This is a genomic window from Kitasatospora sp. NPDC051170 (genome assembly GCF_044455705.1).
Classification (GTDB): domain Bacteria; phylum Actinomycetota; class Actinomycetes; order Streptomycetales; family Streptomycetaceae; genus Kitasatospora.
Genome location: NZ_JBITFA010000013.1, coordinates 57,574 through 78,012, shown reverse-complemented (window position 1 = coordinate 78,012; position 20,439 = coordinate 57,574). Strand labels below are relative to the sequence as shown.

General features: G+C 73.2%; 19 protein-coding genes. 14 read left to right on the top strand and 5 right to left on the bottom strand.

Translation table 11 applies throughout. The annotated features are described in order from the left end of the window. Nucleotides 1–53 precede the first annotated feature (53 nt). The 3 genes from ACIBCA_RS25720 (at nt 54) to ACIBCA_RS25710 (ending at nt 2,155) form a co-directional block, all read left to right on the top strand. Entirely contained in the window at nt 54–581 is a 528-nt protein-coding gene (locus tag ACIBCA_RS25720; protein WP_396285353.1) for a GNAT family N-acetyltransferase, read from the top strand. 120 nt (nt 582–701) lie between these two features. Beyond that, nucleotides 702–1,049: a DUF4229 domain-containing protein gene (locus ACIBCA_RS25715; RefSeq protein WP_396285352.1), complete on the top strand. Its 348-nt coding sequence runs from the start codon at nt 702–704 to the stop codon at nt 1,047–1,049. Between the two features lie 17 nt (nt 1,050–1,066). Beyond that, nucleotides 1,067–2,155, top strand: a complete 1,089-nt coding sequence (locus ACIBCA_RS25710) for a LacI family DNA-binding transcriptional regulator (protein ID WP_396285351.1) — start codon at nt 1,067–1,069, stop codon at nt 2,153–2,155. A 55-nt stretch (nt 2,156–2,210) separates the two neighbouring features. Here the strand turns inward: ACIBCA_RS25710 and ACIBCA_RS25705 are convergent, their stop codons facing one another. Next, nucleotides 2,211–3,425 carry an MFS transporter gene (locus ACIBCA_RS25705; protein WP_396285350.1) on the bottom strand — a complete coding sequence of 405 codons (1,215 nt, stop codon included), beginning with the start codon at nt 3,423–3,425 and terminating at the stop codon, nt 2,211–2,213. Between the two features lie 400 nt (nt 3,426–3,825). Between ACIBCA_RS25705 and ACIBCA_RS25700 the strand changes: the two genes are divergently transcribed. Further along, nucleotides 3,826–5,154: a dicarboxylate/amino acid:cation symporter gene (locus tag ACIBCA_RS25700; RefSeq protein WP_396285349.1), complete on the top strand. Its 1,329-nt coding sequence runs from the start codon at nt 3,826–3,828 to the stop codon at nt 5,152–5,154. A gap of 421 nt (nt 5,155–5,575) precedes the next feature. Here the strand turns inward: ACIBCA_RS25700 and ACIBCA_RS25695 are convergent, their stop codons facing one another. Then, nucleotides 5,576–5,779, bottom strand: a complete 204-nt coding sequence (locus ACIBCA_RS25695; RefSeq protein ID WP_031063656.1) for a cold-shock protein — start codon at nt 5,777–5,779, stop codon at nt 5,576–5,578. A gap of 399 nt (nt 5,780–6,178) precedes the next feature. On the opposite strand from ACIBCA_RS25695, the gene ACIBCA_RS25690 reads away from it, so the two are divergent. From ACIBCA_RS25690 to ACIBCA_RS25660, 7 genes are all read left to right on the top strand, one after another. After that, the gene (locus ACIBCA_RS25690) at nt 6,179–7,057 is read left to right on the top strand and encodes a menaquinone biosynthetic enzyme MqnA/MqnD family protein (protein ID WP_396285348.1); all 879 of its coding nucleotides are present in this window, start codon (nt 6,179–6,181) and stop codon (nt 7,055–7,057) included. A gap of 249 nt (nt 7,058–7,306) precedes the next feature. Further along, entirely contained in the window at nt 7,307–8,998 is a 1,692-nt protein-coding gene (locus ACIBCA_RS25685; RefSeq protein ID WP_396285347.1) for a serine/threonine-protein kinase, read from the top strand. An 89-nt stretch (nt 8,999–9,087) separates the two neighbouring features. After that, nucleotides 9,088–10,308, top strand: coding sequence for a cyclic dehypoxanthinyl futalosine synthase (mqnC, locus tag ACIBCA_RS25680; protein ID WP_396285346.1), 1,221 nt, complete (start codon nt 9,088–9,090; stop codon nt 10,306–10,308). 14 nt (nt 10,309–10,322) lie between these two features. Further along, the gene (locus tag ACIBCA_RS25675; RefSeq protein ID WP_396285345.1) at nt 10,323–11,054 is read left to right on the top strand and encodes a hypothetical protein; all 732 of its coding nucleotides are present in this window, start codon (nt 10,323–10,325) and stop codon (nt 11,052–11,054) included. Nucleotides 11,055–11,339: 285 nt separating this feature from the next. Further along, a complete protein-coding gene (locus ACIBCA_RS25670) occupies nt 11,340–11,927 on the top strand; it encodes a hypothetical protein (RefSeq protein WP_396285344.1) in 588 nt (195 codons plus the stop codon). A 198-nt stretch (nt 11,928–12,125) separates the two neighbouring features. Beyond that, nucleotides 12,126–12,821 carry a demethylmenaquinone methyltransferase gene (locus ACIBCA_RS25665; RefSeq protein WP_396285343.1) on the top strand — a complete coding sequence of 232 codons (696 nt, stop codon included), beginning with the start codon at nt 12,126–12,128 and terminating at the stop codon, nt 12,819–12,821. A 199-nt stretch (nt 12,822–13,020) separates the two neighbouring features. Further along, nucleotides 13,021–14,292: a geranylgeranyl reductase family protein gene (locus ACIBCA_RS25660; protein WP_396285527.1), complete on the top strand. Its 1,272-nt coding sequence runs from the start codon at nt 13,021–13,023 to the stop codon at nt 14,290–14,292. A gap of 173 nt (nt 14,293–14,465) precedes the next feature. On the opposite strand, the gene ACIBCA_RS25655 is transcribed toward ACIBCA_RS25660, so the two are convergent. Then, nucleotides 14,466–14,795, bottom strand: a complete 330-nt coding sequence (locus tag ACIBCA_RS25655; RefSeq protein ID WP_031063632.1) for a MazG-like family protein — start codon at nt 14,793–14,795, stop codon at nt 14,466–14,468. A 137-nt stretch (nt 14,796–14,932) separates the two neighbouring features. Next, a complete protein-coding gene (locus ACIBCA_RS25650; RefSeq protein ID WP_396285342.1) occupies nt 14,933–15,643 on the bottom strand; it encodes a peptidylprolyl isomerase in 711 nt (236 codons plus the stop codon). A 501-nt stretch (nt 15,644–16,144) separates the two neighbouring features. Here ACIBCA_RS25650 and ACIBCA_RS25645 point away from each other — a divergent pair. Next, nucleotides 16,145–17,116, top strand: a complete 972-nt coding sequence (locus tag ACIBCA_RS25645; protein WP_396285341.1) for a DMT family transporter — start codon at nt 16,145–16,147, stop codon at nt 17,114–17,116. Nucleotides 17,117–17,130: 14 nt separating this feature from the next. Here ACIBCA_RS25645 and ACIBCA_RS25640 read toward each other — a convergent pair whose 3' ends face one another. Further along, complete coding sequence (locus ACIBCA_RS25640) at nt 17,131–17,712, bottom strand: hypothetical protein (RefSeq protein ID WP_396285340.1); 582 nt, start codon at nt 17,710–17,712, stop codon at nt 17,131–17,133. A gap of 402 nt (nt 17,713–18,114) precedes the next feature. On the opposite strand from ACIBCA_RS25640, the gene ACIBCA_RS25635 reads away from it, so the two are divergent. Next, nucleotides 18,115–19,236: a sensor histidine kinase gene (locus ACIBCA_RS25635; RefSeq protein WP_396285339.1), complete on the top strand. Its 1,122-nt coding sequence runs from the start codon at nt 18,115–18,117 to the stop codon at nt 19,234–19,236. After that, nucleotides 19,233–19,928: a response regulator gene (locus ACIBCA_RS25630; protein WP_396285338.1), complete on the top strand. Its 696-nt coding sequence runs from the start codon at nt 19,233–19,235 to the stop codon at nt 19,926–19,928. The genes ACIBCA_RS25635 and ACIBCA_RS25630 overlap by 4 nt, the downstream gene beginning before the upstream one ends. Nucleotides 19,929–20,439: the final 511 nt, after the last annotated feature.

Genomic DNA, 20,439 nt, shown 5'->3' with positions numbered 1-20,439 from the left:
CCGAGGGGGAGTCGTCGCTCAGGACGTTCAGGACACGCCCTAAGCTCCGCCTCATGGCGCTCATCTTCACTTTGGATCCCAAGCCCGACCCCGACCTGCGCGCGGCCGTGGTCAGGCTGTGGACGGACGTCACCAACGCCGGGGGAGCGGTCGGCTTCGTGGCCCCGGTCACCGAGGACCAGGTGTGGGAGAGCGCCGACCGCCAGTTCGCCGGGATCGCCCCCGAGGGCCCCGACCGGCTGCTGGTCGCCCACGACGAGGCGACCGGGCGGCTGGTCGGGGTGCTGTTCTTCGAGTCCATGCGCTTCGACCTCATGGAGCACTGGCGGATGCTCAAGCGGGTCATGGTCCACCCCGACTTCCAGGGCCACGGCTACGGCGCCGCGCTCCTCGCCGAGGCCGAGCGCGTCGCCCGCGCCTGGGGCCTGGACGCGCTGCGGCTCAGCGCCCGCGGCGGCCAGGGCCTGGAGCGCTTCTACGCCCGCTGCGGCTACCGCGAGGTCGGCCGGGTGCCCGCCGCGATCCGCGTCGGCCCCGGCGACGACCGCGACGACATCACCATGTGGCTCGACCTGCGCTGACGGGCACGGGCGGGTGACCCGTCCTCGGTGCCGGGCGTCAGGCATGCTTCACTGGGAGACCCATGGGGAGACACCACTGGGAGACCTCGCCCCCCGACCGGCTTGAAGGATGTGTCCGACGTGAGCAGCAGCAACGGCCAGGAGAAGTCGCACGCCACGCTCCGCTACACCTCGCTGCGGGTCAGCATCTTCCTCGCCTGCCTGCTGGTGTCGCTGCTGCTCGGCCACTTCGGGGTCATCCCGGTCAGCGGCGAGGCGGGCGTGATCTTCCTGTTCCTGCTGGCCGCCATCGCCTCCGCGCCGATCAGCTACGCGCTGCTGAGCAGGCAGCGCGACGCGATGTCCGAGCAGATCAGCACCAAGGTCACCGGGATGCGCAGCCGCACCGTCGAGCGGATCGCCGCGCAGAACGCCGAGGAGGACGCGGCCGACGACGCCGCCCGCGCGGCCGCCGTCCGCCAGAGCTGACCCCGGCACCGGCACCCTTGCCCACCGACGACTCCTCCGGACCCGCCCCCGAGAGCACGGCTCCCGAGCACGCGGCCGGGACCTGGCCGGCCCCCGCGCGCCGGCCCACCGGACGGGACGTGGCCCGGCTCGCCGGCGTCTCCCAGGCCACCGTCTCGCTGGTCTTCTCCGGCTCCGAGGCCGGCCGCCGGGTCTCCGAGGCCACCCGGGAACGGGTGCGCCAGGCCGCCCACAGCCTCGGCTACCGCCCGCAGGCCGCCGGCCGTCAGCTGCGGCTCGGCCGCAGCGGGATGATCATGCTGGCGGTGCCCAACCTCCAGGGCCCCTTCTTCGGCCGGGTGCTCGAAGGCGTCCACCAGGAGGCCGCCCGGCACGGCCTGGAGGTCGTCGTCAGCTCCGGCTGGAACGGCGCCACCCTCGCCGAGGCCGCCACCAGCAGCCGCTTCGACGGCCTGCTGATCTGCTCCCCGGACGACAGCCAGCTCGGCGAACTGCCCGCCGACACCCCCGCCGTCTACCTCGACGCCGACCCCGGCACCGACCGCACCCGCCCCACCGTCGAACTCGACGTCGGCGGCGGCATGCGCCGCGCCGTCGAACACCTCGCCGCCCTCGGCCACCGCCGCATCGGCCACCTGCGCTCCGTCCACTCCGCCTACACCTTCCGCGTCCGGCAGGCCGCCTTCGAGGCGGCCGTGCGCGAACTCGGCCTGGACGTGGTGGAGTCGGGCGTGCGCCTCAACGAGGGCCACGCCGCCGCCCGGCGCGCGGCCGGCGTCATGCTGGAGCGCCCCGACCACCCGCGCGCGGTGGTCTGCGACGACGACGTGGTCGCCTCCGGCGTCTACCAGGCGGCGGCGGAACGGGGGTTGAGGGTGCCCGACGACCTGTCGGTGGTCGGCATGGACAACGTGACGGTCGCCGCCCTGCTCGCCCCGCCGCTGACCACCGTCGACCTGCCCGGCGAGGAACTGGGCCGGGCCGGCGCGGCCGCCCTGGCCGGACTGCTGCGCGGCGAGCCCGTCGCCCCGGTCGCGCCGCTGGCCACCTCGCTGGTGCTGCGCGCCTCCACGGCCGCGGCGGGCCGAGGGCGCACCGGAACGTAGGGGACCGCGCCCGCCGGCCAGACCACCGGCGGGCGCGGTCGTTCATGGGGGCGCCCTAACCGGCCAAGGGGACGGCCAGCGCGGGGGCGGCCGGGGCGGGCGTGGTGCGGAACCAGCGGCGGGCGCCGAACAGCAGCAGGGCGCCGAGGGCGATCCCGCCGACCGCGCACAGCGCCACCGGGCGCAGCGAGCCCTCGGCGAGCTTGCCGGAGACGGCGTAGCCGAGCGAGTTGCCGGTGGCGAAGAGCGTCACCAGCCAGGCGAACGCCTCCGTCACCGTCCCGGCCGGGGCCAGCTCCGCGACCAGGACGAAGGCGGCGGCCAGCAGCGGGGCCAGTCCGATGCCGGACAGGAAGGCCAGCGCCGCCATCGCGTACGGGCCGGGCAGGGCGGCCAGCGGCAGGTAGGAGGCGGCCATCGCGAGGGCCATCACCCAGGTGCGGGTGGCCGTGGTGCTGCGCCAGGAGACCATCCCGTAGGCGAGCGCCCCGAGCAGCCCGCCGAGGGCGGCGAGGGCCAGCAGGGTGCCGGCGCCGCCGGGCAGTGCGCCCTCGTGCTGCTCGGCGTAGGCGATGAACAGCACGTTCTGCGCGCCGACGGCCCAGCCGGCCCCGGCGAGGCCCACGACCAGCAGCACCAGCCCGGGGGAGCGCAGCGGCCCGAGCAGCCCGGCGGAGTGTTCCCGGGCGGGGGCGCGCCAGGCCCGGGCTGGTCCGGCGGTGGCGACGATCAGGGCGCCGGCCAGTCCGAGCCCGGCGGCGACCCAGAGCGCGGCGGCGGGGCTGAACAGCCCGGAGATGGTGGAGACGGCCAGCGGCCCGGCCACGTAGAGGATCTGCTGGGAGGCGGAGTCGAAGGCGTACGCGGTGTCGAGCCGGTCCTCGTCGACGACGTCCGGCCACAGCGAGCGCAGGCAGGGCTCCAGCGGGGGCATCGCGAGACCGGCGATCGCGGCCCCGAGCGGCGCGGCGATCGCGGAGCCGGGGGCGAGGGCGAGCAGGGCGTACCCGCCGCCGGCGACCACCGCGGAGGCCAGCAGGACGCGGGGCTGCCCGGTGCGGTCGACGATGCGGCCGAGCACCGGCCCGCCGACGGCGGCGGCGATCGCGTAGGCGGAGGTGGCGAGCCCGATCCGGCCGAACGGCACCCCGGCGTCGCGCAGGGCGAGGGCGATGACCAGGGCGGTCATGCCGGCGGGCAGTCGGCCGAGCAGGGTGCCGAGCAGCAGCCGGGTGACGTGCGGGGCGCGGAGCAGGGCGAGGTAGCCCATCGGTGGGGTCCTTCTCCAGTGGGCAGGAACGTGCGAAGTGTGGTGGCTACGAAGTTATACGTATAACTGTTCAGCGGTCAAGGTCATCTCAAACAAGTACTTTGAACATCTCAAATGTTTGCTGCTAATGTGTCGGCCATGACAGCCTCAGACGCACTGCGGACGAACGGCCCGGGCCCGCAGCCCGGCGCCGCCCGCCCGTGCGTCCTGACCGGTGCTGTGGACAGCCCGCGCCGTTGTCGCGCGATGAGCTGCACCGACCCCTGCTGTATCGAGGCGGCACGCCCCTGACCGGGGCCGAGACCCTCCCCGTCCGGCCCGTGCGCCGTGCCGCCGTCCCCGCCCCGCACGTCACCGTCACGCACCTCACCGTCACGCCCTCCCCCGGAGTCGCACCCCCATGTCCACAGCGCCCGAGGCGACCTCGTCGCCGTCCGTGCTCGCCCGCATCCGCAAGACGCCGTTCTGGGCGCAGATCGTCGCCGGCCTCGTGCTCGGCGTCGGCCTCGGCTACCTGGCCCGCGCCGCCGACATCGCCTGGCTGGCGACCACCCTGGAGACGATCGGCAAGATCTTCGTCCAGCTGCTCAAGCTGGCCGTCCCGCCGCTGGTCTTCACCGCGATCGTGGTCAGCGTCGCCAACCTGCGCAACGTCACCAACGCGGCCCGCCTCGCCACCCGCACCCTGCTCTGGTTCATGATCACCTCGCTGATCGCCGTCGCGATCGGCCTGGGCCTGGGCCTGCTCACCAACCCCGGCAAGGGCACGAACCTCAAGACCGAGGGCCTCAAGGCGCTCGACGACAAGGGCTCCTGGATCGACTTCCTGACCGGGATCTTCCCCACCAACATCGTCGACGCCTTCACCAAGGTGAACGTCCTGCAGATCGTCTTCCTGGCGGTCGTCGTCGGCGCCGCGATCCTCAAGCTCGGCGGCAAGGCCGAGCCCGTCCTCAAGCTCAGCGAGTCCGTGCTCGAACTGGTCCAGACCGCCCTGTGGTGGGTCATCCGGCTCTCCCCGCTCGGCACCCTCGGCCTCATCGGCAAGTCCGTCGCCAAGTACGGCTGGGACCTGCTCAAGCCCTTCGCCACGCTGACCCTCGACATCTACGTCGGCTGCGCGCTGGTCCTGTTCGTCGTCTACTCGCTGGTGCTGCGCTTCGCCGCCGGGCTCAACCCGCTGCACTTCTTCAAGGGCGCCTGGCCCGCCATCCAGCTGGCCTTCGTCTCCCGCTCCTCGGTCGGCACCCTGCCCGTCACCCGCCGCGTCACCGAGCGCCTCGGCGTCCCGAGCGAGTACGCCTCCTTCTCCGTCCCGTTCGGCGCCACCACCAAGATGGACGGCTGCGCCGCGGTCTACCCGGCCATCGCCGCGATCTTCGTCGCCCAGGTCTACAACATCGACCTGGGGATCAAGGACTACATCCTGATCGCCTTCGTCTCGGTCGTCGGCTCCGCCGCCACCGCGGGCCTCACCGGCGCCATCGTCATGCTGACCCTGACCCTCTCCACCCTGGGCCTGCCCCTGGAGGGCGTGGGCCTGCTCCTCGCCATCGACCCGATCCTCGACATGATGCGCACCGCGACCAACGTCGCCGGCCAGGTCGTCGTCCCGATCGTCGTCGCCTCCCGCGAGAAGATCCTCGACGTCGCCGCGTACAACAACCCGAGCGCCGACCCCCTCGACGAGCCGGCCACCATCCCGGCCCGGGCCGCCGCTGCCGCATAGGCGATCAGCTCGGACGAGCCCTCCCCCTGAAGTGGGGGAGGGCTCGTTCTGCTGCCGGCAGTTCGCACTGCGCGGCGGAAGAGCCGACCTCGGAGTCGCCGCCGCCGTGGCGAGTGGACGCCCCTCGGGCGACCCGTTGTGCGACGCCCCCGCGACGCCCCCCATGACGCCCCGCGACGCCCCTGCGGCGGTCGGCGCGGTGGCGCCGAAGGCCGCCTTTCGCTTTTCGCGCCGATTCCGGAGCGGGCAGGCATTCGGTACGGATTCCCGGCAGCGGTGCTTTCCGTGCGGAGAAAAGGCAGGGGGCCCGCCGGGATGGGCGGGCCCCCTTGGGTACTGCTCTTGAGCTCATCGTGGCGGCTGTCGGGAGCCGCCGACGGACCCGCGCGGGTCCAGAGCGATCAGAACATCATGAGGAAGGTCAGATCGCGACGACGTTCTCCGCCTGCGGGCCCTTCGGACCCTGGGTGACGTCGAAGCTGACCGCCTGGTTCTCCTCCAGCGAGCGGAAGCCGCTCGCGTTGATGGCGGAGTAGTGAACGAAGACGTCCGGGCCGCCGCCCTCCTGGGCGATGAAGCCGAAGCCCTTCTCAGCGTTGAACCACTTGACGGTTCCCGTGGCCATGCCGTTCTCCTTGCGAGGCGTGTCGGGGGCCACACCGTGTGGCACCCGGTCCGCTGCGCTGATCGCCCTGCCTTCGGACGAGTCCGAAGTTTTTCGATATTGCTGAAAAACTACAAAAAGCCTGCGGTTACATGCTCCGCAGGCTTCAAGTACTGCAAGGGGAATCAAACTGCAACTGAGGGCAACGCTAGCATGCGGCCGCTGTGACGACCAGGGGTGACTTGCGGTGCACGGGGCGCGTGTCGTAAGCGCGCGCGAGCGTGTTCGAAGGGCCCGGCGCGGGCCCGGCGGTCGGCTCGGCGGCCGGCCCGGCCGCGCGTGTCGCGGGCCCGCTGCGGGCCGCCGCCGACCACGGGCATACCCTGCGATGGAGCGTACGAACAGTAAGGGAGCGGCGCAGTGACAGCACCGGTCAGGCCGCGGGTCGGCCACATCCAGTTCCTCAACTGCGTCCCCCTCTACTGGGGCCTCGCCAGGACGGGGAACCTCCTAGACCTCGACCTCACCAAGGACACCCCCGAGAAGCTCAGCGACCAGCTCGTCGACGGCTCCCTCGACATCGGCCCCATCACCTGCGTCGAATACCTGCGCAACGCCGAGGACCTGCTCGTCCTGCCCGACATCGCCGTGGGCAGCGACGGACCCGTCATGTCCTGCCACATCGTGAGCAAGGTCCCGCTCGCCGACCTCGACGGCCGCCGCGTCGCCCTCGGCTCCACCAGCCGCACCTCCGTGCGTCTCGCCCGCCTCCTGCTCGAGGAGCGCGAGGGCGTGCGCCCCGACTACTTCAGCTGCCCGCCCGAACTCGGACAGATGCTCGCCGAGGCCGACGCCGCCGTCCTCATCGGCGACCCGGCGCTGCGCGCCTACCTCGGGCAGGCCGAGGACCTCGGACTGACCGTCCACGACCTCGGCGCGATGTGGAAGGAGTGGACGGGCCTGCCGTTCGTCTTCGCCGTCTGGGCCGTGCGCCGCGAGTTCGCCGAGCGCCGCCCCGAACTGACCGCGGCCGTGCACCGGGCCTTCCTGGAGTCCCGCGACCTGTCGCTCGTCGAGGCCGCCAAGGTCGCGGAGCAGGCCGCCCGCTGGGAGAGCTTCGGGGCGGACGTGCTGGAGCGCTACTTCAGCGAGGCGCTCGACTTCTCGCTCGGGGAGCGGCAGCTCGCCGGGATCGCCGAGTTCGCCCGGCGGGTCGCGCACGACAGCGGGTTCGCGCCGGACGTCGCGGTGCGGCTGCTGGAGCCGGCGGCGCTGCCGGTGGGGGCTCCGGCCGTCTGACGGGCGGCTCCTGGCGGGGTTCCTGGCGGGGTTCCTGACGGGCGTTCCTGGTGGGGCTCGGGCGGGGGTCGGGTCGGGTTCGGCGAGGTTCGGGCGCGGTTCGGGCGCGGGTGGGGCCGGGGCCGGTGCGGCGGTACGTGGCGGGTTGGTCGGTGCGGGGGCTGCCCGGGCCCGGTACGGTCTGCCCGGGAGCGGGGGGCCTGCTCCCGGCGCGCCGTAGGGCGACGCGAGCGAGGGGAGCGTACGGGCATGCGGGCTCTGGAAGCGGACGACCCCCGCCAGGTGGGCGCCTACCGGCTGCTGCGGAGGCTGGGCGCGGGCGGGATGGGCCGCGTCTACCTCGGCCGCACGGCCGGCGGGCGCACCGTCGCCGTCAAGGTGGTGCGCGGCGAACTCGCCGACGACGCCGAGTTCCGCGACCGGTTCCGGCGGGAGGTCGCCGCCGCCCGCCGCGTCGGCGGCACCTGGACCGCGCCCGTCCTCGACGCCGACACCGAAGGCCCCCGGCCCTGGGTCGCCACCGGCTACGTCGCCGGGCCCGCCCTCGGCACCGCCGTCCGCGACTCCGGGCCGCTGCCCGAACCCTCCGTACGGGCCCTCGGCGTCGGCCTCGCCGAGGCGCTCGGACACGTGCACGGGCTCGGCCTCGTGCACCGCGACGTCAAGCCGTCCAACGTGCTGCTCACCCTGGACGGCCCCCGGCTCATCGACTTCGGCATCGCCCGCGCCCTCGACGCGAGCAGCGGGCTCACCCAGTCCGGGTACGTCGTCGGCTCGCCCGGGTTCATGTCGCCCGAACAGGCGAACGGCGTGACCGTCGGCCCCGCCGGGGACGTCTTCTCGCTCGGCGCCGTCCTCGCCTTCGCCGCCACCGGGATTCACCCGTTCGGGGAGGGCGTCAGCGCGGCCGTCCTGCTCTACCGCGTCCTGCACGAGGCGCCGGACGTCTCCGGGCTGACCGGGCCGCTGCGCGCCACCGTCCTGCGGTGCCTGGCCAAGGACCCGGCCGACCGGCCCACGCCGCGGCAGCTGCTCATCCTGCTCGACCCGGACCGCTCCGCGGCAGGGCGGCTGTCGCAGGGGGCCTGGCTGCCGCCCGCGCTGGCGGCGGGGGTGGGGCGGGCGGCGGTGGGGCTGTTGGACCTGGAGGGGGAGGAGGGAGTGGCTCAGGGGGCGGCTCCCTCCGGGGGGTCCGTCTCTGCCGAGGGTCCTGCGGGTTCCGGGGATGCGGAGTCGGCGGTCGGGGCCGGGGCCGGGGTTGGGGTCGGGGTTGGGGTCGGGGTTGGGGTTGGGACCGGGGGCGGGACCGGGTCGGACACGGCTTCGGGGGAGGTGCGGGGGCGCAGACGGACCGGGGCGGTGGCGGGGGTCGCGGCCGGGGTGCTGGCGGTGCTGCTCGCCGGGGGCGGGTACGGGCTGTACGCCTGGCTGCACCGGGACGGTCCGGCGGAGCCCGTCGTGGGGCCGACGTCGCCGGTGGTGCCGCAGCCGCAGCCGGCGCCGGTGAGCCCGTCTCCGTCCGCTTCCGCTTCCGGGACGGGGGCGGGAGGGGTGGTGCCGGCCGCGTTCGTGGGCACCTGGCGCGGGGACATGGTCACCGAGAAGGGCCTGTCCGCCGGGACCACCACGGTCACCGTCCGCTCCGTCGCCGTCGGCCAGGAGGGCGCCACCAGCCGCAACGGCATCTCCGGACTGATCTCGATCAGCTGCGACGGCGCGTGGACGCTCAAGTCCGTCTCGGAGAGCAAGATCGTCTTCCAGTCCCGGCTGACCCACTCCTCCATCCCCGGCGCCTGCACCAGCGGCTCCAACGCCGAGACGCTCACCCTCCAGAACGACGGCACCCTCCGCTTCACCTCCGCCGACCCGCCCGGCGGCAACCCGTCCGGCACCCTGCACAAGGTGGACGGGGCCACGCCGGGGCAGGGTGCGACGGGCTGACGCCGGTGGCCGAAATGAGCTGGCGTAGGCTGGTTCGGCCGTACCCGGACGCCCCGTCGTCCGCCCCCGAGAAGAGAGAAGGCCGCCAGGTGACCGAGCTCGCAGCCACCGCCCTCGTTGCGTCCAGCACCGACCTGCAGGCCGTGCTCGACCGCGCCGCCGCCGGCGGCCGGATCACCCCGGAGGAGGCGCTCGACCTGTACCGCTCGGCGCCGCTGCACGCGCTCGGCTCCGCCGCCGACGCGGTGCGCCGCCGCCGCTACGCCGGCACCGAGCACATCGCGACGTACATCATCGAGCGCAACATCAACTACACCAACGTGTGCGTGACGGCGTGCAAGTTCTGCGCCTTCTACGTGCCGCCGAAGAGCGACAAGGGCTGGTCCCGCGAGCTCGACGAGATCCTGCGCCGCTGCGCCGAGACCGTCGAACTGGGCGGCACCCAGATCATGTTCCAGGGCGGGCACCACCCCGACTACGGCGTGGAGTACTACGAGCGCGCCTTCTCCGCGATCAAGGCCGACTTCCCGCAGCTGGTGATCCACTCGCTGGGCGCCTCCGAGGTCGACCACATGGCCCGGATCTCGGGCGTCTCCGTCGAGGAGGCCATCACCCGCATCCACAAGGCCGGCCTCGACTCCTTCGCCGGCGCCGGCGCCGAGCTGCTCCCGGAGCGGCCGCGCAAGGCCATCGCCCCGCTCAAGGAGTCGGGTGAGCGCTGGCTGGAGATCATGGAGACCGCCCACGGCCTCGGCGTGGAGTCCACCTCCACCATGCTGATGGGCACCGGCGAGACCAACGCCGAGCGGATCGAGCACCTGCGGATGATCCGCGACGTGCAGGACCGCACCGGCGGCTTCCGCGCGTTCATCCCGTACACGTACCAGCCGCAGAACAACCACCTCAAGGGCTCGACGCAGGCCACCGTCTTCGAGTACCTGCGCATGATCGCCATCGCCCGGCTCTTCCTCGACAACATCGCCCACATCCAGGGCTCCTGGCTCACCACCGGCAAGGAGGCGGGCCAGCTGTCGCTGCACTACGGGGCGGACGACCTCGGGTCGGTGATGCTGGAGGAGAACGTGGTCTCGGCGGCCGGCGCCAAGCACCGCTCCAACCTCACCGAGCTGATCCACCTGATCCGCGCCGCCGACCGCGTCCCGGCGCAGCGCTCCACCACGTACGAGCACCTGCGGGTGCTGGACGACCCGGCGAACGACCCGGTCGACCCGCGCGTCGCCTCGCACATCGCCTCCACGGCGATCGAGGGCGGCACGGCGCACCCGGAGCTCAAGATCCTGGACAACTGAGGGCCGGTGCCACTGTGTTGACCCTGCACCGGGCGGCCTTCGTGCTGCCCTCCCCGGGGGCTTCCTCGTCCTCCCCGTCCTCCCCGTCCTCCGTGGTTCTGGCGGACGGGGCGGTGGTGGTCGGCGGGGGGACGGTGGTGGCGGTCGGGCCGTACGCCTCGGTGGCGGGTGCGCACCCCGGCGCGCGCGAACGGGACTGGGGCGCGGGCTCGGTGCTCGCGCCCGGGCTGCTCCAGCCGTACGGGCACCGGCTGCTGGAGCGCGACTACCACCCGGACCCGCGCGAGGACGTCGGGGCCGAGCCGGTGGCGGACGGGCTGGTCGGCTGCGCGGACGAGGTGCGGTACGGGGCCAGCGCGCGGCGTGGGCTGCAGCGGATGCTCGGGTACGGGGTGACGGCGGTGGCCGGGCCCTTCGAGCGGGCCTCGGTGCGGACGGCGGTGGCGCGGTCGGGGGTCGTGGTGGTTCCTGCGGCGGGGGCGGGGGTCGGGGCCGGTGGTTCCGGGCCCTTGGACCCGCTGGCGGGGCTGCCGTTCCAGCAGGCCGTGTCCGGGCGGGTGGAGGCCGGCGGGCGGGCGGACTTCGCGGTGTTCGCGGTCGTCGCGGTCTCGGGGGACGGCCCAGGGTCGGGGGATGGCCGGGGTTCGGGGGAGGGCCGGGGTTCGGGGGAGGGTTCGGTCGAACCGGCGGCGGGCGGATGCCTGGCCACGGTGCTGGGCGGGCGCCTGGTGTACCGGCGGCGCTGAGGCTCCCGGCACGGGCCTGCTCGCGGGCTTCGGACGTTCGTGCGGGCCCGAGTGTGACGTACTCGTCAGTAGTCGGATTCCCTTGCGGTGGACGGCATTTCCTTCGTGTGCTCCCGAACTCCGGTCTCCCGGGCGGGGAGTGATTGCCGCTTCGCCGTGACCTGAGGGCCCGCCAGCGGATACGATCCCGAACAGCTCACTCCCGTACCCTCACCACACCACCGCCCGTGCCCGCGGGCGGCGGGGCCATGTCCCCGGCCCCGAAGGCAAGCCAGGACAGGAACCATGCGAACCGCGACCGTCCCCCCGCCGCGCACCCCGCGGTTGGGCCGTGGTTGGTACCTCGCCGCCGTGCTCAGCGCCGTGCTGGCCGTCGGCATGTGCCTGCTCGGTTGGCGTCAGGCCGACCAGGCCGACCGGATCGAGGCCCACCCGGTGAGAGTCGAAGGCGTCGTCACCCAGCTGCCCACCGGCGGCGGCAGCTACAGCGCCGTCAGCTACCGCGCGTCCGGCCAGCCGCACACCGCGGCCGCGCTGCCGCTCGCGGACGGCACCAGGCTCGGCGACACCATCTGCCTGGAGCACGCCGCCGACGACCCCGGCGCGGTGCGGATCTGCGGCGACACCTACCCGCAGCCGGTCGGCGTCGGGCTGGCCCGCTTCAGCGTGCCGGTCGCCGTCGTGGCCTTCCTGATCTGCGTGGTGCGCATCCGGCGGCACCACCGGGCCGTCGCCGTCCGCAGCGGGCAGGGGCGGCTGGCCGCCAACCTCGCGCTCGCGACCGGGGCCCTGGCCGAGGGGATGCCCGCGATAACGCAGGGCAAGCGCTCCCGGCGCCGCCGCCGGGCGGGCGGGCGGCGCGGGCTGCACTGAGGCGGTGGCTGGCCGCTTCGTCCGGTCGCTTCGACTGTTGGCTTCGCCCGTTCGCCCGTTCGCCCGTTCGCCCGTTCGCCCGTTCATCCGTTCGCCCGGTTCGTTCGCGTCGCTCGTTCGGTTCGCTCGTTCGGTTCGTGTGCCGCGTTGGTGTGCCCCCTTGGTCGGGCTCCGCGTCACAGGGTGAACAATGGGGGCGTGACCCGAGCCTCTCTGGACAAGCAGCCGCGTGAAGTCGCCGCGATGTTCGACGACGTCGCGGCCAAGTACGACCGCACCAACGACGTGCTCTCCCTCGGCCAGGCCCGCGCCTGGCGCCGGGCGGTGACCGAGGCGGTGTCCGCCGGACCGGGCGACCTCGTGCTCGACCTCGGAGCCGGCACCGCCACCTCCTCGATCCCCTTCGTCGAGGCCGGGGCCAAGGTCGTCCCGTGCGACTTCTCCGTCGGCATGCTGACGGAGGGCAAGCACCGCCATCCCGAACTGGCCTTCACCGCCGGTGACGCCACCCGGCTGCCCTTCGCCGACGACACCTTCGACCTGGTCACCATCTCCTTCGCGCTGCGCAACGTGCAGGACACCGTCGCCGGGCTGCGCGAGATGCTCCGGGTCACCAAGCCCGGTGGCAAGGTGGTGGTCTGCGAGTTCTCGACGCCGACCTGGACGCCGTTCCGCACCGTCTACACCGAGTACCTGATGCGTGCCCTGCCCCCGCTGGCCACCGCCGTCAGCAGCGACCCGGAGGCGTACGTCTACCTCGCCGAGTCCATCCGCGCCTGGCCCGACCAGCCCTCGCTGGCCGCGCTGATGCAGGAGGCCGGCTGGTCCAAGGTCGCCTGGCGGAACCTGACCGGCGGCATCGTGGCCGTGCACCGGGCCTACAAGGTCGCCTAGCGAGCGGCCGTAGACTGCCCGCGACACCCCCTTCCCCGCCGTTGCTCGTTCGCCGCTGTTCCTCGTTCGCTCCGCGTTCGACCTTCCCCGCCGCAGTTCCGTCCGCAGTTCCAGGAGAGTGCCCACCGTGTCCGAGACCGCAGCAGCCGATCTGACGAAGCCGGACGCCTCGGGGGAGGGCGCCGCGGCCGAGAACGCCGTGGTCGAGAGCACCGCGGACGTGATCGTGGTCGGTGCGGGACCGGCCGGGTCCACCACCGCGTACTACCTCGCGCAGGCCGGGCTCGACGTGCTGCTGCTGGAGAAGACCGCTTTCCCGCGCGAGAAGGTCTGCGGCGACGGCCTGACCCCGCGCGCCACCAAGCAGCTGGTGGACATGGGCATCGACGTCTCCACCGAGAACGGCTGGCTGCACAACAAGGGCCTGCGCATCATCGGCGGTGGCGTCCGGCTGGAGCTCGACTGGCCCGAGCTCGCCTCCTTCCCCGACTACGGCCTGGTGCGCAAGCGCGCCGACTTCGACGAGGTGCTGGCTCGCCAGGCCGAGAAGGCCGGCGCCCGGCTCTACGAGCGGTGCAACGTCAGCGGGCCGGTCCTGGACGAGCGCACCGGGCGGATCGTCGGCGTCACCGCCAAGCTCGGCGACGAGAAGCGGCCCGTCACCTTCCGGGCCCCGCTGGTCGTCGCCGCCGACGGCAACTCCACCCGGCTCTCCCTCGCCATGGGCCTGCACCGGCGCGAGGACCGGCCGATGGGCGTCGCCTACCGGACGTACTTCACCTCGCCCCGGCACGACGACGACTACCTGGAGTCCTGGCTGGAGCTCTGGGACACCCGCGGTGGCCAGCGCAAGCTGCTGCCCGGGTACGGGTGGGTCTTCGGCATGGGTGACGGCACCTCCAACGTCGGCCTCGGCATCCTCAACTCCTCTCCCGCCTTCGGCGAACTCGACTGGCGCGAGGTCCTCAAGGCCTGGTGCGCCGGCATGCCCGAGGAGTGGGGCTACACCCCCGAGAACATGACCGACCCGATCCGCGGCGCCGCTCTGCCGATGGCCTTCAACCGGCAGCCGCACTACACCCGCGGACTGCTGCTCGTCGGCGACGCCGGCGGCATGGTCAACCCGTTCAACGGCGAGGGCATCGCCTACGCGATGGAATCCGGCCAGATCGCCGCCGGGGTCATCGTGCAGGCCCACGCCCGGGTCACCGCCATCGGCCGCGAGCGCGCCCTGCAGGCGTACCCGCGCGTCCTCAAGGACGTGTACGGCGGCTACTACACGATGGGCCGCGCCTTCGTGAAGCTCATCGGCAACCCGAAGGTCATGCAGCTCGCCGCCCAGCGCGGGCTCACCCACCCGATGCTGATGCGCTTCACCCTCAAGCTGCTCGCCAACCTCACCGACCCGCAGGGCGGCGACGCGATGGACCGCATCATCAACGGTCTGGCGAAGGTCGCGCCGAACTCCTAGGCGGGCGGCCGTCTGGCGATCGCCGGTCGGTGGTCGGGCGGCTGTCGGTCGGTGGTCGGGCGGTCGCCGGTCGGTGGTCGGGCGGCTGTCTGGAGGTCGTCGGGCGGGGAGGGGCGGGCCCGCCGGTTCCTGGTCGGCAGGCCCGCGCTCTGTGGAGCGCCCTCGGGCGTGGGCTACGCGGTGTCGCGGGAGGCGGCCGAGCGCCGTTCGACGTAGGCCAGGCGCTCGGCGAACACCCGGGCCGCGTCGGGAGTCAGCGTCCGCAGCGCCACCAGCGCGGTGAACACGACGTCGCAGAGCTCGTGCTGGACGTCCTCCCAGGTGTGGGTGACACCCTTGCGCGGGTTCTGCCCCGTCGCACCGATCACCGCCGCACCGACCTCTCCCACCTCCTCCGAGAGCTTGAGGAGCCGCAACAGGCGCTCCTCCTGGGGTGACTGCGTACTCTCCTCGTCGAGCCAGGCGACCATGTGGTCGACGCTCTCCCAGATCCGGCTGTCCATGCGAACGCTGCTCCCGTGCGGTGTGGTCGGTGCTGTCACCGTACGGGAGCGGCGGCCGTGGGGCGGCCGGTGAGCTGAGGTGCCGGTGAGCTGAGGTGCCGGGGAACCGGGGTGCGGCCCCGGCCGGCCGCGACGCGTCAGTTGGTGCGGATCTTCACGTGGCGGATGTTCACGGGAAGGTTGGGGAAGCCGTCGCCGGGGTTGTTCTGGTCGTCCTCGCCGCCGCCGGCGATCTTCTGCAGGACGTCCAGGCCGGCCGTGACCCGGCCGAACGGGGTGTAGGCGGGGGAGAGTTTGGTGTCCTTCCAGACGAAGAAGAACTGGCTTCCGTTGGTGTTCGGGCCGGCGTTTGCCATCGCGACCGTGCCGGCCGGGTAGGTGGCGCCGGTCAGGTTCTCGTCCGGGAACGAGTAGCCGGGGCCGCCGCTGCCCGTCCCGGTCGGATCCCCGCACTGCAGCACGAACAGCCGCTGGGTGGTGAGCCGGTGGCAGTGACTGCGGTCGAAGTAGTCGTTCTCGGCCAGGAACCGGAACGAGAAGGTGGTGCAGGGCGCCTTGTCCGTCAGGGCCTCGAAAGTGATCGCACCCTGGCTCGTCCGCAGCGTCGCGCGGTACGGCTCCGCGGCCTCCTCGGGGTCGAAGACCGGGATGCCCTTGAAGTTGTCGGCGGGCACGGCAGGCGTATAGGTGCAGGCGGCGGCGGGCGCGCCCGCGGACCGGGGTGCGTCCGCGACGGCCGTACCGGTGCTCACGGCGAGCGGGAGCACAGTGGCGACTGCGACCACAGCCCAGTGTTTGCGCTTCACGTGACTGGCCTTCCGGGGGGTGGTGGACGGCTGGATTGTCATGGAGGCATCATCCACGGCCGGGTGATCCTCCGGTAGAGGGCCGGACGGGCCTCTTGGTGAACCGATGGCCCGGAGCGCCCGGTGGGGCTTCCCGGCGGGCGGTGGCGGCTGCCCCGGCCACAGCAGCCACCACCACCCGCCTTCTCCGGGCCCGGCGCCGTCCCCTCCAACGGTGCCCCGCCCCGGCGATGCCGGTGCTGCCCAGCCCAGCCCCGCCCTGCCCGTCCGTCACCGGACGCGCCCGCTCCCCAGGTCCGCCCTCAAGTCCGCCACCCCTGCCGAAGTCTCACGGAGTGCCGCGGCGAACGGTCGGCCCGCTGCCTGACCCTCAGCGGCCCGGAATGGGCGTTGATCACCGGCAGGCCCATGCGGGAAGATGGCGCACCCCGGCTCCATGCTCCACCCCGCTCCCCGCCGGGCCTCCCGCCCGACATCTGGGTCCGTCCGACGCCGTACGGTACTCGCGCCCACCGGTTCCGTACGTTCGGAGGGTTCTTCCTCATGCCTGCCTCCCTGTCCGTGCCCTCATCGTCTTCGTCGTCCTCGTCGATGCTGCGCGACCTGCCCGTCCTCCTCGTGGCGGTCGTGTGGGGGTCGAGCTTCCTCGCCGTCCAACGCGTCGCCGAACCCGGAACGGTGGTGGCGATGCTCGTTCTGCGGTTCGGCCTGGTGCTGCCGCTCCTCGGAGCCGTCGCCTGGCCCGCACTGCGCCGCCTCACCCGGGCCGAATGGTTCGGCGGCGCCGGCCTGGGCCTCGGCCTCAGCGGGATCTTCCTGCTGGAGACCTACGGCGCGGTGCACACCTCCGCCACCAACGCGGGGCTCATCATCAGCCTCGCGATGGTGCTCACCCCACTCGGGGAGAGCGCCCTGCGCCGTACCCCGCCACCCCGCGCCTTCCTGGCGGCGGCCGGACTCGCCGTCCTCGGCGTGGCCCTCCTGACCGGGGACGGCGGGCTGCGCCCGCCCACCCTCGGCGATCTGCTGATCCTGGGCGCCGCCCTCGTCCGCTCGGCGTACGTCCTCGCCACGGCCCGGGCCAGGGCCGTCCGCGACACCGACACGCTCGCCATCACCTGGATCCAACTCGCCACCGCCACCTCCGTGTTCGCCGTCGTCGCCCTGTCCGTCGGGCCCGCCCCCTGGACCCTCGCCCGCTCGTACGGAGCCGCCCAGTGGGCCTGGCTGCTTCACCTCTCCTTGTTCTGCACGCTCTTCGCGTTCTTCGTTCAGACCTGGGCCGTGCGTGCGAGTTCGCCGTCCCGGGTGAGCCTGCTGCTCGGCACCGAGCCGCTCTGGGCGGCCGTCTTCGGCATCACCATCGCCGGCAACCGGATGGGGCCACTCGCCCTGCTCGGCGGGGCCCTGGTGCTGGTGGCGACGGAGTGGGGCCGCCGCACCGCCCCGGCCCCGGACCGAGCCCCGGCCCCCTCCACCGGGGCCGAACCATCACCGCAGTCCGTCCCCGCCTGACCTCGCGACCGCCGTCACCGCTGCTGCAGCCGCGTCCGCCGAGTCCGCCGGGCGTAGTCGATGGCGACGATGCCGAGCAGCGGCCCCCAGAGGACCAGAGGCAGGTAGGCCAGGGTCATCACCACACCGCCCAGGCCGTGCGGCGAGTCCGGCTCCGCCATGTTGTGCGCCCAGCCGCCGCACAGCGCCAGCATTCCCAGCGCGGTGAGTATCACCGAGCCCCCCAGCGCAGGGACGATCGCGGCGAGGGGACGCACCCGCCGACCGCCGAGCACCGGTATCCAGCGGGGCACCACCTGCCCCCAGGGCCGGACCAGACCTATGGTCAGGAAGGCCAGCGTCTCCGCCAGCGCGCTCAGCACCACGCAGTACACCGTTCCCCAGCCGGGCTGGTGCTCGGCATAGGCGTCGAACGTGGCCCCGCTGAAACCGACCGGAACACCGAACCCGAACACCGTCCGCCACACCCCCGAGGGCACGGCGGTCAGCGCGGCCGCCTTGGCCGCCAGCTCGACCCAGCGCGGCGCGGGCTGCAGCTCGGCAGCGGCCCCGCGCAGGTGGTGAGTGGCCCGGGCCTTGATCATGAGCTTCGTCATCGCAGTGGACTCCTCTTTGGAGGACCAGCTCCTTCCGCCGGTCCGATGACCAAAGATTGACTGCTCATCGGGCACCCTCGGCAGTGCCGATCGGGCTGTTCCCTCTGCTCAACCAGCCCTCGAAATATGCCGATCGGCACATGGAGCAGCCTCAAGACCGGCGTAGCGTGTGCCGACAGGACGCGAAGGGGCGGTCGCGTCGCGCGCGAACCGAATCCCTTCCCGGGCCGGCCGACCCCGCTTCGGCGCGATGACTCGAGACCGGCCGCCGCCCAGAGCCTCCCGGCAGTGCCGATCGGCCCATCGCCCCAGCTCAACACCCCTGTGAAATATGCCGATCGGCACAAGCGGACCGCCTCACGCCTGTCGTAATCTGTCGGCACACGAAGAGAGGTGGTGACCATGTCTCAGATCCTGTCGGCGGTTCTTCCGCTCTTCCTCCTGCTCGCCCGCCCGGCGAGCAGGCGCTACGGCATGACGGCCGTCACGGCCACGCTCGGCGCAGTCTCCGCGGCGGTCACGAGCTGCGTCTGGATCGCCGGCCGCTGGACGGAGTCGCAGCGATGGCCGGGCGCGGTCGGCCTGGCCGAGGTGGCCGGCCTGCTGCTGGCGGTGGTCCTCACCCTGCGCGCGGAGGAGGGTCTGCGCTGCGCGCTGGCGGTCTGGACGGCCTGCGGCTCGGTGGCGCTCTGGCCCTCCCGCTTCGGCCTGGCCGACGGGCCGCTCGACGCGCTCGATCTCTTCGGGTTCGGGTCCCTCCTGTCGCTGCCGGCCATCCTCATCGGGCTCTACCTGCGCGGCCTGGAGGAGGCCCGGCACCGCGCGGTGGCCGAGGCCAAGCGGTCCCAGCGACTCGAACTGGCCCACGACCTGCACGACTTCGTGGCCCACGACGTGAGCGGCATGGTCGCCCAGGCCCAGGCCGGGGCCTACCTGGCGGCGATCGACCCCGCCCGCGCGGTCGAGATGTTCGAACGGATAGAGCAGGCCGGGCAGCGGGCCCTGGCATCGCTCGACAGGACGGTCCACCTGCTGCGCACCGAGGAGGGCGCCGATCGTGGCCCGCAGCCGGGCCTGGCCGAACTCGTTCAGGTGGCCGAGCAGTTCACGGCGGCGGGCGGGGCTGAAGTCCGACTGGAGCTGCCTGAGGAGCCGGTGCCCCGGGAGGTCGAGGGCACGGTCCACCGGATTGTCGTCGAGGCCCTGACCAACGTCAGGCGGCATGCCCCGGTCGCCCGAACCATTGAGGTCCGGGCCCGGCACATGGGCGGCTGGCTGGAGCTGAGCGTGACCAACGACGGCCGTGGCCAGGCCCCGGAGCGGCCACGCCGGGGCGGCGGGAGCGGCCTGCCCGGGCTGACGGCCCGGGTGGAGGCCCTCGGCGGATCACTCGAAGCCGGTCCGCACGGACGGGACTCCTGGCGGGTCGCGGTTTCCCTCCCCATGGAGGGGGCGGCCCGCCACGGCCGGGAGCGGTCTGCACAGAAGCAAGATCAGGCGAGTAGCAGGGAGACGCACGTATGAGGAGTGGTGTGGGGCCGATCCGAGTCCTGATCGCCGACGACCAGGCGGATGTCCGCAGCGCGTTCCGGATGGTCCTGGACGCTCAGCCGGACATGACGGTGGTGGCGGAGGCCGCGGACGGGGAGGCGGCGATGCAGGAGGCGAGGCGGCTGAAACCCGATGTGGTGCTTGCGGACATCCGGATGCCGAAGCTCGACGGGCTGGAGGTGACGCGGCAGTTGGAGGGGCAGTGCAAGGTCGTCGTGGTGACGACCTTCGACCTGGACGAGTACGTGCACACCGCTCTACGGCATGGCGCGGCCGGGTTCCTGCTCAAGCGCTCGGGTCCGGTGCTGCTGATCGAGGCGGTCCGAGCGGCGATGGCCGGGGATGCGCTGATCAGCCCGCAGGTCACCGTGCGGCTGCTGCGGCACATGGCGGTGACGGAGACGGACGCTCGCCCCGGGGCCGGCATCGGTCCCGCTGTCACCGGGCCCTTGATAGCCGGTCCGGAGGAGGAACTGACCGCGAGAGAAAGGGAGATCGCTGAGCTGGTGGCCGACGGTGCGACCAACGCCGAGATCGGCACCGGATTGTTCATCTCACCAGGGACGGTGAAGAACCACCTCGCCAACATCCAGCGCAAGCTCGGTGCCCGTAACCGGGTGGGCATCGCGGCCTGGGTGTGGGAACAGGCGGTCGGCAACCGGTAGCCGACCCCCTGGCTCACGGGAGCGAGGGCGGATTCAAGACAGGCCCGCCGGAAAGGCGGCACAGAGAAGGCAGGGAAAGGAGAGACGGGAGCAAAGCGCCGCAGCGCGAGCGCGGGCCCGAGGAGCGGGCCAGGGACAGAGGGACCGCGCCAACTGGAGCGGCCCGCCCAGAAGGGGCGGGCCCCGGTAAGGGAGAAGGGCTCCCGCCTAGGGACAGCGGGCAGGGCGCGAGGGCATCAGGGGCACGCGGGAGCGTGAGCGCCAAGGGATGCGGGAGCGCGGTCGCGCGGGAGCGCGACGACGCGAGTGAATGAGCGCGCGATGGCCGCGTGCTGGGACCGGCCGGCCCAGCACGGGCAACACTGGCGCGGGCGGCGGGCGGCGGGCGGCGGGCGGGTGGGGGAGGGGGGAGGGGGGAGGGGGGAGGGGGCCGTGGGCCCGGGGGGCCGGGCACGCGCGCGGGGGTTCGCACGGTGCGGCACACTGGCACCCGGCCACCTCCCCGCAGACA